The organism is Pedobacter sp. 01N310 (assembly GCF_056399805.1).
Genome location: NZ_JBFTSB010000003.1, coordinates 16,142 through 31,041, shown reverse-complemented (window position 1 = coordinate 31,041; position 14,900 = coordinate 16,142). Strand labels below are relative to the sequence as shown.

General features: G+C 40.2%; 11 protein-coding genes. 7 read left to right on the top strand and 4 right to left on the bottom strand.

The annotated features are described in order from the left end of the window. Nucleotides 1-12: 12 nt before the first annotated feature. From AC1DNH_RS08350 to AC1DNH_RS08335, 4 genes are all read left to right on the top strand, one after another. Complete coding sequence (locus tag AC1DNH_RS08350) at nt 13-1,308, top strand: TlpA family protein disulfide reductase (protein ID WP_477608417.1); 1,296 nt, start codon at nt 13-15, stop codon at nt 1,306-1,308. A gap of 1 nt (nt 1,309) precedes the next feature. Beyond that, nucleotides 1,310-3,007, top strand: coding sequence for a S1 family peptidase (locus AC1DNH_RS08345; RefSeq protein WP_477608415.1), 1,698 nt, complete (start codon nt 1,310-1,312; stop codon nt 3,005-3,007). Between the two features lie 36 nt (nt 3,008-3,043). After that, nucleotides 3,044-3,307 carry a hypothetical protein gene (locus tag AC1DNH_RS08340; protein WP_477580340.1) on the top strand — a complete coding sequence of 88 codons (264 nt, stop codon included), beginning with the start codon at nt 3,044-3,046 and terminating at the stop codon, nt 3,305-3,307. Between the two features lie 171 nt (nt 3,308-3,478). Then, complete coding sequence (locus AC1DNH_RS08335) at nt 3,479-4,354, top strand: class I SAM-dependent methyltransferase (protein ID WP_477580339.1); 876 nt, start codon at nt 3,479-3,481, stop codon at nt 4,352-4,354. A 325-nt stretch (nt 4,355-4,679) separates the two neighbouring features. On the opposite strand, the gene AC1DNH_RS08330 is transcribed toward AC1DNH_RS08335, so the two are convergent. The 3 genes from AC1DNH_RS08330 to AC1DNH_RS08320 form a co-directional block, all read right to left on the bottom strand. Beyond that, nucleotides 4,680-5,525 carry an MBL fold metallo-hydrolase gene (locus tag AC1DNH_RS08330; RefSeq protein ID WP_477580338.1) on the bottom strand — a complete coding sequence of 282 codons (846 nt, stop codon included), beginning with the start codon at nt 5,523-5,525 and terminating at the stop codon, nt 4,680-4,682. A gap of 32 nt (nt 5,526-5,557) precedes the next feature. Beyond that, a complete protein-coding gene (locus AC1DNH_RS08325) occupies nt 5,558-6,094 on the bottom strand; it encodes a cysteine hydrolase family protein (protein ID WP_477580337.1) in 537 nt (178 codons plus the stop codon). 81 nt (nt 6,095-6,175) lie between these two features. Continuing rightward, nucleotides 6,176-7,018, bottom strand: a complete 843-nt coding sequence (locus AC1DNH_RS08320; protein ID WP_477580335.1) for a methylated-DNA--[protein]-cysteine S-methyltransferase — start codon at nt 7,016-7,018, stop codon at nt 6,176-6,178. A gap of 540 nt (nt 7,019-7,558) precedes the next feature. Between AC1DNH_RS08320 and AC1DNH_RS08315 the strand changes: the two genes are divergently transcribed. Together AC1DNH_RS08315 and AC1DNH_RS08310 are read left to right on the top strand one after the other, a co-directional pair. Further along, entirely contained in the window at nt 7,559-9,643 is a 2,085-nt protein-coding gene (locus AC1DNH_RS08315) for a hypothetical protein (RefSeq protein WP_477625304.1), read from the top strand. 164 nt (nt 9,644-9,807) lie between these two features. Then, nucleotides 9,808-11,016 carry a glycoside hydrolase family 88/105 protein gene (locus tag AC1DNH_RS08310; protein ID WP_477625303.1) on the top strand — a complete coding sequence of 403 codons (1,209 nt, stop codon included), beginning with the start codon at nt 9,808-9,810 and terminating at the stop codon, nt 11,014-11,016. A gap of 162 nt (nt 11,017-11,178) precedes the next feature. On the opposite strand, the gene AC1DNH_RS08305 is transcribed toward AC1DNH_RS08310, so the two are convergent. Further along, a complete protein-coding gene (locus tag AC1DNH_RS08305) occupies nt 11,179-11,907 on the bottom strand; it encodes a GntR family transcriptional regulator (RefSeq protein WP_477580330.1) in 729 nt (242 codons plus the stop codon). 305 nt (nt 11,908-12,212) lie between these two features. Between AC1DNH_RS08305 and AC1DNH_RS08300 the strand changes: the two genes are divergently transcribed. Then, complete coding sequence (locus AC1DNH_RS08300) at nt 12,213-14,888, top strand: glycoside hydrolase family 38 N-terminal domain-containing protein (protein WP_477625302.1); 2,676 nt, start codon at nt 12,213-12,215, stop codon at nt 14,886-14,888. The last annotated feature ends 12 nt before the right edge of the window (nt 14,889-14,900 follow it).

Below are 14,900 nucleotides of genomic sequence, written 5' to 3'. Positions count from 1 at the left end.
TCCAGTTATAATATGAAACAGCTATTTACAATTGTAGTATTGATGGTATTAAACACCTTTACCTTTGCTCAAACGACTGAAATAACAGGTGTGCTTAAACCTAATCTCAACAAGGTTGTGTATCTCTTCCAAATAGAAGACGGAGAAACCAAACTTGTTAAATCGGTTAAATTAGCAGAAGATGGGGCTTTTATCTTTTCCTTCGACCCTTCCTATGATGGTTTTTATATGGTCGGTGGATTTACTGCTCTGGCCGGACAATTTCCTTTGTACCTGAAAAAAGGAGATAAAGCGCAGGTATCGATCAATAATCGAAAAATAGAATTTATTGGTCAACAAACCGATGAAAACACTGTCTTAGCGGGATGGAATTCAATTGCGGATGAACTTAAAAGCAAGCCACTTTTTTTTAATCTTATTAAAGGCAAAGCAGCCGAATTTCAAACCAATATCCGCACGAGGAATACCAGATTTAACCTGTTGATGAAGCAGGTTGTTGATTATGAACTGGATTTCTACAGACTCAATCAGATCAAAAAAAATATAGAGCCTGCAGCTGAAAGCCAGTCGGAATATAGTAAAGTCCTTCTTGTTAAAGATAAATTTAAAAACGATGATGTGTTTTTCTATCCTAACGGTAAAGCATTGATCAGCTTATATGCCGATTACGCAGCGGGTGTAAATAAAACCGAAGATGGTACTGATTTTCTTTCTACCGACCGTCAAAAAGGGACTTATATTTTTAATCTGAAGAGTACTAAGGTTAAAACCTACGCGCAATTCGAGGAAATGGTAAATAAGTATGGGAAATACTTTCATTACCCAAGTTTAAAAACCAAAGTCGATGCCTTGGGAACTAAACTGTATAATGCTACGCCTGGTCGGAAAGCTGCCAATTTTAGCTTTCCTGATCAAGATGGAAAGATGGTTTCGCTGAGCGATTTTAAAGGAAAAGTAGTTTTAATTGATGTTTGGGCAACCTTTTGTGGACCTTGTTTAGCCCTGGTTCCAGCCCTGAATAAATTAGAAGCAGAACTTCATGATCAAAAAGATATTGTTTTTATCGGTGTTGCACAGGATGGCCCAAAAGGAAAAGCTACCTGGTTAAAGTTAATTAAGGAAAGAAAGATGGGGGGAATTCAATTATTTGTCGGCGGAGCGAATAATGTATTGGCTAAAGACTATAAAATTAAAGTAATGCCGCGTTACCTGATTTTTGATCGCCAGGGAAATGTAGTGACCACTGAAGCCCCGCTTCCAAATAATCCGGCATTGAAAAAATTGTTGCTCGCTGAAATAAGTAAATAAAATGAAGAAGTTAATTATATTTTTAATATGCCTGTATTCGATCAGGCCAGCCTTTGCGCAAAATAATAATTTCAATATCGGGCAATTGGAGGGCGAAGTTAAATCAGGCATCCAAAAGGCTTACGCTGCGTCCGTTCAGATTGCCAACGTCGATTCAGCTAACCGGAAAGTCGGCGGGTATTTTAGCGGCGTGGTAGTAGATGCCGACGGACATATCCTCACCGCTGCCCATGCTGTTACGCCAAATGCCTTGTATCTGGTTACTTTTCCAGATGGCCGTGCGTTTAAAGCGAAAGGTTTAGGGGTTATTCATTCCATCGATGCAGCTATGATCGTGATTACCGAAAAGGGTAAATGGCCCTTCGCTAAAATGGGTTGGTCATCGATACTGGAGCCCAATATGCCTTGTATCAGTATTGCCTATCCCGGCAGTTTAATAACGGTTACAAAACCAACCGTTAGACTTGGCCAGGTTGCAGAGCTGAAGCACGAAACAGGATTTATGCGATCTACCTGCTTAATGGAACCGGGCGATTCGGGAGGTCCTCTTTTTGACCTAAAAGGAAGGGTGATCGGCATCCACAGTCGGATAAGTCTAAATATAGATGTAAATTTAGAAGTTCCGGTAGATCATTTCAGGAAATACTGGACCGCCTTAAAAACACCAGCGGTTCATACTGCGTTTATACCGGAAGATAAATTTAAGGTTGATAAAAAAGTAGATCAGGTGGAGCCAATTCCAGAAATGGAACAGCTTATTTCGAGCATTGAGCCGTCGCTTTCAGCTTTAAAAAACGTATTTACCGTTAAAGATTCATCGTTTAATATTAGCATTCTGGGCACCCTGGTAAATTTAAAAGGGATTGTAGCTGAGTCAGATCTAAAAGGAAAAAGCTTTTTTATTAGCAAATGCTCCATGGTAGGGCCAAACCCGAAGGTTGAAATGGCCGATGGCAATATGGTAGCAGCTCAGGTATTGAGCCGCGATGACGCAAATGACTTGGTGCTTCTTCAAATCCCTCAAGAAATTGCCGGTGGGGTAAGTTTAATCAATTTACAAATTGATTATGCATTTGATAAACTCGGTAGTATTTTAATTTCACCAAAACCGCATGTCGCAGGTGAGATAAGTGTGCTTGGGAATGTTAAGGTGCGGGTGCCAAAATCGGCGGCTTCTTATTTAGGTGTTGGGGTTAACTACAGGACTGACGACCGTGTCATTGTTGTAACCGGTTTATATCCTTTAGCGAACGAAAAGAAAAATATAAAAGCGAATGATATTGCTGCTATGGATGTGTTGAAGAAGATCAATAACCGTCCAGTATTGACAATTGATGATATTCCAGATGAATTGTCGAAATACAAAACAAATGATACAGTTACCCTTCAATATGCTAAAAAGTCAGCTGTTTTATATACTCAGAGTTTTATGCTTAGCCCCCGTAATGTAAAAACGAGTGCTCAGGAAGACAAATTTACAGATGGTAAAAGTGAGCGGCGAGATAACTTTAAGGAAGTATTGGTACATGATGGAAAGCTAAAGCCATCTGAGTGCGGAGGCCCCTTATTTGATGCAAAGGGCAACTTCTATGGCATTAACATCGCCAGGTTAAGCCGTACAAGCAGTTTAACAATTCCAGCGCCTGTTATTGTAGAATTTGTGAAAGGAATAACGCTATTTAAGAGTAAAGAGAAATAATGTGAAATGCTTACAGGTAAAACAACTAACAAACTCATGATAAGCACGCCAAAAAAAAGAAAAACCAATAAAAAAGTAGTAGTAGAAGACACAGTGCCCACGAACGGTCTGTGTGGAACGCGGGTCACCAGGGATACACCGCTTATTGAGCTGATGAGTTTGGTTGAGGGCCAGTTAATAGAGGATGAAAAGGGGCAGGTTGGCACACTATTGAATATTGAGATAAAAAGCTACAGGGTAGAAACCCATATTTATTTAAAGCTTTCCTTATATCCGAAAATGATCCTGATTATTAAGTGATAAAACGCGTATATTTAACATAACATTTCAATAAAAATACATAATTGAAGGATAAAGACTCCTGTAATTATCTTTAATGAAGTGCTTGGCTGATTTCAGGACGAGCACAAAGCCCAAGATTGGTGGCAATTTCGATGCTGTTTAGATCTTCACTTCTAAAAAATTAAATTTATGGATTCATCTAATCCTCAATTTGACCCTATCCAGTACAAAAGAACGACTTGCCACCAATGGCAGGAAACAGCAGAGGCCTGGTACCGCTGGAGTCCTACGTTAAACAAATGGCTTGGTAAAACAACCGAGAGAATGTTAGAAATGGCGGACATCACCAGTGGTCAATATGTGCTTGATATTGCTGCCGGTGCAGGGGAACAATCCATTACCACAGCAAAAAAAGTTGGTGTTACAGGGTATGTTTTAGCTACTGATATTTCTTCCAATATTCTGAGTTTTGCGAAACAAATGGCTCAGCAGGCCGGAATAAATAACATAGAAACAAAAGTAATGGATGGTGAAAACCTCACCCTTGAAGATGAAACATTTGATGCGGTGATTTCAAGAGTCGGACTTATTTATTTTCCAGATCAGCAAAAAGCGCTGAACGAAATGTTGCGGGTGCTGAAACCTGGTGGAAAAATGGCTGCTATTGTTTACTCAACTCCTGAGCGAAATAAATTCTTCTCGCTTCCTGTATCTATCATCCGTAACCGTGCCAAGCTGCCACCTCCATTACCTGGTCAGCCAGGGCCCTTTAGTTTAGGCGCTGATGGTGTTATTGAAAAAGCATTTTTACAGGCAGGTTTCAAAAATGTAATAACTGAACTTGTTGATGCTCCTTTGCTTTTTCAAACGGCAAAAGAGTGCTTGCAGTTTGAAAAAGAATCATTTGGCGCTTTGCATCAGATGATGAATGGTTTATCAGATCCCGCGAAAGCGGCTGTTTGGGAAGAAATCGAAGATGCACTTCGGGAGTTTGAAACAGAAAATGGCTTTATAGGTCCTTGCGAAATGCTTGTAGCTGTTGGAGAAAAACCTGCTACAAGATAGCGATATCCATTACCATTACTTTTTTTACCGCACATATAGGTCTGCTCGCTTTAAAATTTTGCATCTTAATAAGGATTATGCGATTGACAAAGCGGGGCGTTCACGTGGGCTGATCGCTATTTGTAATTTTTCCTGAAAGGGGTCATCTTCCCTGATGTCATATCCCGCTTGCCTCATTGTAGCAATGTGGGTTTGCTCGGTACATCCCTTCGGTACTATAGATCAATGCCGCCTGCAGGTTGTATATTCGGATGTTATTGATGGTAGCCATCAATTCCTTTCCGCGATAAAAACTAATTGGACAACTAGAGGACGGAGTTAGTGGTTAAGATAAAATTATATATTTTCCCTCACTCAATAAAAGTGGTTTAGCATTTCTTTCCTTTGCGAAGCGCAAAAAATTTTTTTCAGGATCAGGTGTTTCAAAATAATTTTCTGAAGGACGACCGTAATGTATCGGGCAAACCGATTTTGCATTTAAAAGCTTTGAAGCTACAACAGCCTGCTCGGGGTTCATCACCGCAGGTATCCCGGTATCTTCCACTTTTCCCTGGGTTAAACGAGCCGCATTTATAGGCATAAAAGCAATATCAAAAGGTCCGTATGCAATTGCAATATCCCGCCAGTAGCCATGCCATAATGTATCCCCGCAATGAATTATTTTTTTTCCACCTCCCTGCACTATCCAGGATACCTGAGGATGACCAAAACCATCTACCGCAGGTACAGGTATGGCCACCAAATCTCCCGTCCATCTCGAAACATCTATTGGCTGATATAATTTTACAGGTTGGATTCGCAAATCTCTTGTGTCCAGCCAGGGTAATACATCCTCATAACAATATAAACGGCTCCTTTTATCAAAAACTGTTTTAAGTGCAGTAGGGTCATAATGGTCAGGATGGTGATGTGTGATAAGGGCATGCTTGTATTCAGTTTCGGCAGTTAATTTCATGTCCTTTTGCTCCTCATAAGAAGTAGCATCAATATATAAAGTAGTTTCACCGAGCTCAATCTTAATGCCTGCCCAGGCAAGCCGTTGTATTTTCATAACATCATGGTTTTGCAGTGATTTATTTTCTCTATCATTCTGCTGTGATTTTAATATGACAGGCAAAGCAGTTAATGAAATAGCTGATGCCGTATATTTTAATAATTCCCTTCGTTTCATTTTATATTTTATTTATCATCTTCAAAAAGATGTTACAATGGGGTTATTGAGGCACCCATGCTTGACAGGTGCAATAAAGCAGAACGGCGAACTTCATCTGCCGAAAGTGTTCCAAGTATTTCATTGGCTATATCGCAGGCGCCTGTCGCATTAGGGTCAAGTGAAACATCAAGGTCAGCCATAATAGCTTCCCGGGCAGTGGTGGCAACACAGCCGTGCGTATAAAAACCAACAATCAATACCTCAGTCGTACCAATTCTTTTCAGCCACGCTCCAATATCGGTTCCTGTGAAGGCACCATAAACATTTTTTTTAAATTCTGTCTCAATGCCGAATCCTTCCTTGGGGCCAAATCCCGAAACATATTCGCTCCCCCATGTACCATGCATAAAGGCAGGTGATTCTGTAGGTTTGTTAAAATGCCTTACCCAGGCAATAGGACGGTTTTCCAGCCTAGCCTCTTCAACTCTTTTACTGATTACATCGATGGCGGTCAAATGGTTTGGTACAGGTCTTTTACCATCTTGAGAAAATTCGTTTTGGGCATCAATTACAATAAGTGCTTGCATAAACTTAATTTTATAAGCATAAATGTAGATTCATTCGCAGGCTTTAGCAATCCGAATCTTGCGGAGTTCATCCAGTCGCTGCTAAGGTTGAGTTTTGCTCATTTCCCATCCGATCATGATTTGTTTACGGACTTTGCCATAGTGATAATTCCCCATCGTGCCATTTTTAGAAATAATGCGGTGGCAGGGAATCAGATAAAGAATAGAATTTTTCCCAATAGCTGAAGCCACCGACCGGGTGGCGTTTGGTTGCTCTATTATTTGAGCAATTTGTTGAAATGAGCTTACAGCGCCAAACGGTATCTTAAGTAATGCTTCCCAAACTTTTATCTGAAAATCAGTTCCCTGTGTCAGTAAATTAAGTTTTTCTGGATTTGTCTTGTCTGGTTGAAATATTTTCCTGATGTATTCCTGGGTGTAATCTGGCCTGTGTATCAAAGAAGCAAACTGCCATTGCTGTGAAAATAATTCAAATTCATTTCTGCTTTTTTCTTCATCAATAAATTTTAATGTACAGATTCCTTTTTCTGAAACCGCAATAAAGCATAGACCGAATGGTGAGGCATGATAGCCATAGAAAATCTCCAGTCCTTTGCCAGATGTTTTGTATTGTTGAGGGCTAACACCTTCTATGCTTATAAATAAATCATGTACCCTTGATTGGCTTGATAAACCGGCAAGGTCGGCTGCATCAATCATGTTTTCGGTTTCACTTATCTTATTGCGGAGATAGTCTAAAGTAAGATGCTGTATGAATTTCTTTGGGCTAATGCCTACCCAATCCGTAAAAATTCGTTGAAAGTGAAAGGGGCTCATATTCACTTTCTCTGCAATTTCTTCCAGGCTAGGCTGCTCTCTAAAATTTTCAGTTAAATAACCAATAGCTTTTTCAATTCTATAATAATTTATTTCTTGATTGGTCATTATTCAAAATTAAGCATATCCTGGTAATAGACCAATCTGAATCTTGCTGAATATTAAACTGAAATAATATGAAGGCCAAGGACAGAGAGGCCCGGATATCTTTTTTCCGATCAAGATAGCTTCGATCTCAATAACCAGAGTGAGTACATCTGCAAGTTTCCTGAACGACTGCTGTTTCCATAGTTTATGACTGTATACCTTATTATTAAGTTAAAAAGGCAATGCGGATATTGATACGGTTTGGTGGCATTTCGGTATTTATCACCTAAACCTGGATGACGTTTTAAAGTTGCCGACCACCAGTATTGAAGGCTTGTTGATAATGTTTGGATATATGTATGTACATAATTATTATATTTGGGTTATTACGATATAAAGTCCTGTAATCTAAACTGAGCTATGCTGCATTCTGCAATTTTCCAAAAAAGGATTTAAAATAGAAAGGAGAAGATATATGGTAATGCTCAAATGTTTTTAACAAATCTCATTGTTTTTTACAGATAACCAGTTCGAAGGACCTAATAAATATAAATATTATAAATGATTCAACTTTTACAAAACAATAATATTATTAAAATGCACAAAATCAAGTTTACACCTGCAACTTTTTTCAGGATAATTTTAGATAAAATCCAATCTGGGACTAAGTTATTTGTCCTCATAATCTTTTTAGGTTTTATCTCCATATCTCACGTACAAAGCCAGAATATACAGCAGAATGGCGGGGTAAATGAAAATGATCAAAGTGCAATGAGCATCAAGCTTCCCGATAGCAAACTATATAGAAAAGAACAGGAACGGATATACAGATTAATTGAAGGACAGGCCCATCATTTACGGGGATTGCTTTATCCATGGAAAAATGATCCATCCATGTTACTGATTACAAAAAGTGGATCAGGAGAACATCACATCAGGCCTAATACTACTTTTGCTGCCGACCTGGCATTTCTTTACAGGTTTGGTGATTTTGATGCAAAAGTGGTGGGGACTTCCCGGGAGCTGCTACTGTCCAAAGAACTGATCCCTCTGCTCCGCTACCTAGCGCGGACACATCTTACTGGTGATCTTAAAACAGATGACGGGAAATCATGGGGCGATGCATGGCAATCGGCACATTGGGCAGCTACATTGGGCAATGCGGCATGGTGGAGCTGGAGTGGGCTCCCTGTGGATATAAAGAAAGGAGTCTGCCGCGTCGTGGCACATGAAGCGGATAGAATAGAGAAAACAGTCCCGCCGCACCAGATCAAATTAGATAGCAAATCCGAAGAAAATGCATGGAATAGCCAGGTGCTTTCAGCAGCAATTTTATTGATGCCCGATGATCCGCGCCGCCTGCAATGGGAATCGGCTGTGAAAAAGTGGAGCCTTTCATCATATTTGCGGCAATCTGATGCTGCTTCGGCAAATCTTGTCGACAATATTCCCATTTCTCAGCAATTTACAGGGGCCAATATTTACAATGATTTCAGCCTGGAGAACCATGATATTGTTCACCCCGATTATATGGGCGCCTGGATTATGAATGCTGGCAATGATCTGGATTTCCTTTTGACCGGACGAAAAACATATGAAGCATTTTTGTACAATCTTAATCATGTTTACGATATGCAGAAAAGATTTTTGTTACCTGATGGTGGTTATTGCTACCCCAATGGTCAGGACTGGGCACTTTTTAGAAATGCAGACTGGATAACTTGTCATGCAACTGCTGTGGCCCGTTTTAACGACCCTGAGGCATTGTACCACCTGCATGATGGTATTGCCACTGCAGAAAAAATGCAGGCCCGGAATCCAGATGGAGCGATTTATGCACCTGGAGAGAATTTTTTTCCATCTTCACAACCACATCTGGGATATTGGCTGACACAGGCGTGGCTTGTTCTGCATTTTGCAAAAAAAGAGCTGGTTGAAACGACTCCTGTCGCCGGGATAAATTATCTTCAGGATGGAAAAATAATTCTACGTCGGGACAGTAAATCCATTCAGACCGTTTCGTGGGGCGAAATGATTATGATACAGATGATGCCAATGGCTAAAGACCATGTTATTTCTCCAGACCAGAGAAATGGCATAGGCAGAGTAGTTGTAAAAAATTCGAAAGATAAAGATTCTACACTGGCAGTTACTTTAAAGCAAATAGAGGTGAAGCCGAACAAAAATGGTTTTTCGGTAAAAATGGTACTGCGCCACGGTGATCTGATCCAAAGTGATATTAGCTGCGAAACAAATGCCAATGGAAGCCTTACAATAAAGGAAGTGCTTACTGCACTAAAGCCGTGTAATACAAGTGCTATTGAGACATTGAGTTTTGGCATTTTAAATAATACCAACTGGGTGTACGAAACAGGGAAAAGAAATCTTAGGATCGGAGATAAGTCTTTTGTAGCCAAAGCAGCTAGCGGTTTAGAATATTCACTCAGTGCAGCAGCAGCTTCAGTAGATAATATGCTTTTTGAAATGGACAGACCAGCGGTTATCTCCTATAAAGGAGCAAAACAGGTCGAACGTTCACGTTTCACAGACATGCTGGTGTTAAACTCGATCGATAAAGAACATGAATGGAAAAATGGCGAACTGATATCTGATCGTCAGCTAACAATAGCTGTGCAGGCAAAATAGTCCTCTTTTTGCACAGATGCTGGCTGAATACAGGAAAGGATGAAAAGTGGGTGATCGCGATCGGTCTTCAGCCAATGAACAGGGTGGTAATTATATGAACTTAAATAGTTGATTATTAGTTGCTTGAGGAAAAAATAAAAAATATTTAAAAAAAATAAATGCTGATGAAAAAAAATGCCTTAATAATTTTTGCTTTGTTCGCGGTGACAAATGCGTTTGCCCGCAAACCACTGGATTTCAGTGCGGCTCATTTAAACGGTAATGCCTGGTGCCAGTTTTTAGATCCACAGGCGATTAACGGGGAAGTCGAACAACCTTCTCCAGACTTAACAAAACAGTCCATCAATGAAATAATGACCCGTGTTGCGCATTGGCAGATGAAAGAAACCCAGGGAAGGGAAGCTGCCGATTGGACATTTGGTGCGCTTTATGCCGGGATGGTTGAATATGCGAAATCAACAAATGATACAGCATGTTTTAACTGGCTTAAATCGGTAGGTACGAAATTAAAATGGACACAAAAACTGGAAGCGGACCTGAGTCTGCGCTACCACGCTGACGATTATGCGGTTGGTATGATGTATACCGAAATGTTCCGTATTTATAAAGATAAAAAAATGTACACTCCAATGGGACGTTATTTCGATTTCATTTTGAAACATCCTTCAAAGCGGAATCTGAAATATACTTTCGAACCGGGCAATTATGGTACTGAGCGATGGAGCTGGTGTGACGCCCTGTTTATGGGGCCGACCGTATGGGCAAAAATGGCAAATATTACCGGCAAAGAAGAATACCTTAAATTTATGGACAAGGAGTACCGGCTTAGCTATAAGTATCTCTACAGCAAAGAAAATCATTTGTTTTTCAGGGACGATTCCTATTTTAAAAAGAAAGAAAAAAACGGTCAGCCGGTATTTTGGGGCCGGGGAAACGGTTGGGTTCTGGCTGGCTTGCCCATCATTATCCAGGAGCTTCCGGCCGATTTCAAAAACAAGAAGTTCTATGAAAAATTATTCGTAGAAATGGCAGAAAAAATAGCTGTCCTGCAGGATGAAAAAGGTTTTTGGCATGCCAGCTTATTGGATCCGGACAGTTACCCAAGCCCTGAAATGAGTTGTACGGGCTTTTATACCTACGCTTTGGCATGGGGTATCAATCATGGTTATTTGGATAAGGTTAAATATCAACCGATAGTTGAAAAAGGTTGGCACTCAATGGTGAAATCAGTGTTTCCAAACGGCAAGCTGGGATGGGTGCAGCCTGTAGGTGGCGATCCACAGAAAGTAACCGAAAACATGACTGCCGTTTATGGGGTAGGTGCATTTTTGCTTGCCGGTACCGAGTTAAGGAAACTGGTAGAGCACCAATGATTCTTGCGCTTAACCCTAGCAGCAACAACTCTAAAAACAATATGCTGGGTAAAGCAATCTAAACCGATAATTGTCTGGATTTAGGCTAATGGTACAAAGATTACATAGAGCGGGTTTAACAGTGAATCCGCTCTATGTTTTTAAGTGGATTATCTCAGTTTGTTATCGTGAGCTTTCTGTGGTATAAACAAAACTATCGGCCTTATAATGACCTATATTATATTCAATGGGCCTTCCTCCCTGATCAAATACAAATCTTTTACGGGAAAGAATAGGGCTACCAATGGCTACTTTTAACTTTTGAGCAATAAATGCATCAGCAGATCTCGCACTGATCTCCTCTTTAGAAAGCGTAGCAACTATCAGGTGATCTTTTTCCAGCATTTCATAAAGGGGGGCTTTAAAGTCCTCGTCGCCAGTTAATCCGACGCGGGGATGAAAATAAGATACGAAATATACAAAAGGTTCTTCCGGCCTTCCGCGGACCTTTTCCATTTTTAATACTTTCTGATCGGTTTTGATGTCGAAAAAGTTGGCTATCACCTCATCAGGGTTAGTCCAGGTAATGTGAAGTTCAAAATTCCGGATGGGAATTCCCCTTAACGCCATTTCCTGTGAGAAGCTTAACCAGTTATTTGATTTGGAGCTAACAATAGAATTTGCAACTTTAGTACCCATTCTTTTTTTTCGTACCAAAATCCCCTCAAAGACCAGTTTCCCTATTGCCTGTCTGAGTGTACTTCGTGAAATTGCAAGCATTTTCGCCAGTTCAATTTCATTGGGCAGGGTTTTTCCATTTTTGTATTCTTCCTCCTCGGTCAGTTTTCTCAGCAGCATTTCTGCCTGCGCATGTAATGGGATCAGGCTATTATGATCTATAGCGTACTTCATTATCTAAATATTATTCGCAATGTTAAGCATTTTTGCACATAAGTTAATTTATATGGACATATTTTGGCAATTGTATTCAAATTTTTCAAAATAGATCTTCAGCGGGTATGAAGCAATATCTGATATTGTTTCATGTAGATACATAATATGCCTTCATAGAAGGTAATTGATTTGTAAAAATGCTATTTTAGCTATATGTTTATACAATACAACATATTTGTCATCCTTAATCATTTATAAGCCTTACTGAAAAACTTGTAACAATCTAAAATAGCATTATGAAAGAGCTAAAATTAATTTTCTTTTTGTTTATCAGCACAACGGTTTTTGGACAGAGTAAGCAACCAGATGCCACTTATATAAATCCGAAGGTCAAAGAGATCATTGTCATATTCAAAACGCATTTTGATATTGGTTATACCCATCGGGTAAAAGATATTGTACAGTATTACCGTACAGATATGATAGACAAAGCCTTGGATTTAATGGATAAAACCAAGGATTTACCAAAAGAGCAACAATTTGCATGGACGGCACCCGCCTGGGTAATGGCTAAGGTACTCGAAGATTGGCCTGGTCAAACTCCCGAACGCCGTAAGCGACTGGAAGAAGCTTTTAAAACCGGACGTTTTGTAAGCCACGCGATGCCTTTCTCCGTACAGTCGCAAATTCTATTCCCTGAAGATGTTGCAAGAGCTTTTGAACCTTCATCCTTCGTTTCCAGAAAATACGGTCTACCGTTACCCCGAGGCGCAAAAATGACTGATGTGCCTTCTCAGGCAGGCGTTTTGGCTACCGGACTGGCAAAAGGAGGCGTGAAATTTATGCACATAGGCGGTAATTGGCCTAGTGGTGGTGTGAAATATCCTTCCCTTTTTTGGTGGGAAGGCCCCGATGGAAGCCGTATTTTGACATATTATACACCTGATTACGGAACAACAACAGGGTTAGGTTGGCCTGTACAATGGTCTATTGGCGATAAGGGAGTTGGTAGGAACTTGATTCCTCCTGCTGACTGGCCTTATAAAGTATGGCCTGCTATTTTTGTTACCATGGACAATTCTGGCCCTCCTAAGGCCAGCGAAGTAAAAGCATTATTTGATGAAGCGGCCAAAAAGATGCCAGGAGTAAAGGTAAGGGTTGGACGCTTGGAAGATTTTGCGGATGCCATTTTACCTACAAATCCTAAATTGCCTGTCATAAAAGCCGAAGCTCCTGATACATGGATACACGGCAATATGAGCGACCCTGGTGGAATGAAAATTTCCCGAAATATTAACCCATTTATTCCGGCGCTGGAAGGGCTAAATACGCAACTCAAAAATTGGAATATAGCGGTTGCGGATATCACCAAGGATATTTCGAAAGCCTATGAAAATGTTTTGCTTTATGCCGAACATACCTGGGGTGGCTCGGCTTCCGTCGATAAATATGGGAAAGCATTTAAAGCACTGTCACCCGAAAAGTATAAAAATCTGGAAGCATCGTGGGAAGACAAGACCGATTATATCCGCGCAACCGAGAATATTATAAAACCCTTGTTGGCAACGAATCTGACTGTTCTTGCTAAAAGTGTAAATCTAGAAGGCAAACGTTTTGTAGTGTATAATCCGCTTCCATATAGCAGATCTGAATGGGTGGAATTAGGGGACAGACACCAATTTCTCTATGCTAAGGATATCCCAGCTAGTGGTTATAAAACCTTTACAGAAAAAGATTTGATAGGAAACACTTTAACGAGCTCAAGTAGCAATTCAATAGAAAATAAGTACTTTACGGTTAAATTTGATCCTGCCCGTGGTATTATTTCCTCATTGATTGACAAACGCACAGGAAGAGAATGGGTGGACAGTATGGCCGAACAAGGCCTTGGTCAGTATATGAATGAGCGTTTTACTTTAGAACAAACCGAAAAGTATGTAATCGACTATCAACAGGGTCGAGCAGTGGATATTTTCAATACAAAAGGGGTATGGAAGCATCCTGGCTTGTACAAGCCGGGAATGATTTCTGAAAAAGAGGTTCCATACCGGGCGGCATTATCCAAAAATGGCAACTTAAAAATTACTCGAGATGGCTATCAGCAAATTGCCATCATAGACATGCCAGCAGATACAGCGAATCATTTTCCTGCTTCTTCTTTAAGGGTAAGCCTGCAAGACGACAGGCCATTTTTAGATATGGAAATTACCATCAAGGACAAAGCAAAAGATAATTGGCCAGAAGCAGACTGGTTCTGTTTTCCATTTAAAGTCAATTCGCCTAAATTTACGGTAGGCCGTTCTCTGGGGATGATGGATCCTTCCAAAGATATTATAGAAGGATCTGATAAAGATATATATGCTGTGGGAACCGGAGTTACGATGACTGATAAAGATGGATCCGGTATTGCTTTTTCGCCTTTTGATCATTCCCTTGTGAGTTTGGACAGACCAGGGATCTGGCAGTTTTCATTAGATTTTGTGCCTAAAAGACCGATCATCTATCTTAATCTTTACAATAATCAATGGAATACAAATTATCGTTATTGGTATCCTGGGACTTGGAGTTCAAAAGTTAGAATTTGGACGTTTGATAAAAACAGTACGGTAGAATCGGGCTTGGTTACACCCTCTCTCGAGGCCCGTACTCCTTTATTGATCGCTGAAGCCGAAGGTAAGGCAGGTAATCTTCCTATTGAACAAGCCGGGGTTTCTATTTCAAGAAAGGGGATACAGGTTACTGCCTTTCGCCATGATAGTCCTGATAATCCTGTTTTTGCATCAGATAAAACCAATTCAAAGTCAACCCTGCTGCGTTTGTGGGAGCAAGGAGGTGTTTCAGGAAATGTCACGGTTACATTACCTAAAGGAACAGTTTATACTAAAGCAATCACAGTTAACCTTCGAGGTGAGGTAACAGGGAAACAATTTACTATTTCTAACAATAAATTGACTTTTTCACTGAATGCATATGCACCGGTGAGTTTTATTTTGATGTAATGACTCAAGAAA

Excerpts from the sequence above, each read along its gene's own strand:
- AC1DNH_RS08350 (WP_477608417.1), top strand. The coding sequence starts at position 13 with ATGAAACAGCTATTTACAATTGTAGTATTGATGGTATTAAACACCTTT.
- AC1DNH_RS08345 (WP_477608415.1), top strand. The coding sequence starts at position 1,310 with ATGAAGAAGTTAATTATATTTTTAATATGCCTGTATTCGATCAGGCCA.
- AC1DNH_RS08340 (WP_477580340.1), top strand. The coding sequence starts at position 3,044 with ATGATAAGCACGCCAAAAAAAAGAAAAACCAATAAAAAAGTAGTAGTA.
- AC1DNH_RS08335 (WP_477580339.1), top strand. The coding sequence starts at position 3,479 with ATGGATTCATCTAATCCTCAATTTGACCCTATCCAGTACAAAAGAACG.
- AC1DNH_RS08330 (WP_477580338.1), bottom strand. The coding sequence starts at position 5,525 with ATGAAACGAAGGGAATTATTAAAATATACGGCATCAGCTATTTCATTA.
- AC1DNH_RS08325 (WP_477580337.1), bottom strand. The coding sequence starts at position 6,094 with ATGCAAGCACTTATTGTAATTGATGCCCAAAACGAATTTTCTCAAGAT.
- AC1DNH_RS08320 (WP_477580335.1), bottom strand. The coding sequence starts at position 7,018 with ATGACCAATCAAGAAATAAATTATTATAGAATTGAAAAAGCTATTGGT.
- AC1DNH_RS08315 (WP_477625304.1), top strand. The coding sequence starts at position 7,559 with ATGATTCAACTTTTACAAAACAATAATATTATTAAAATGCACAAAATC.
- AC1DNH_RS08310 (WP_477625303.1), top strand. The coding sequence starts at position 9,808 with ATGAAAAAAAATGCCTTAATAATTTTTGCTTTGTTCGCGGTGACAAAT.
- AC1DNH_RS08305 (WP_477580330.1), bottom strand. The coding sequence starts at position 11,907 with ATGAAGTACGCTATAGATCATAATAGCCTGATCCCATTACATGCGCAG.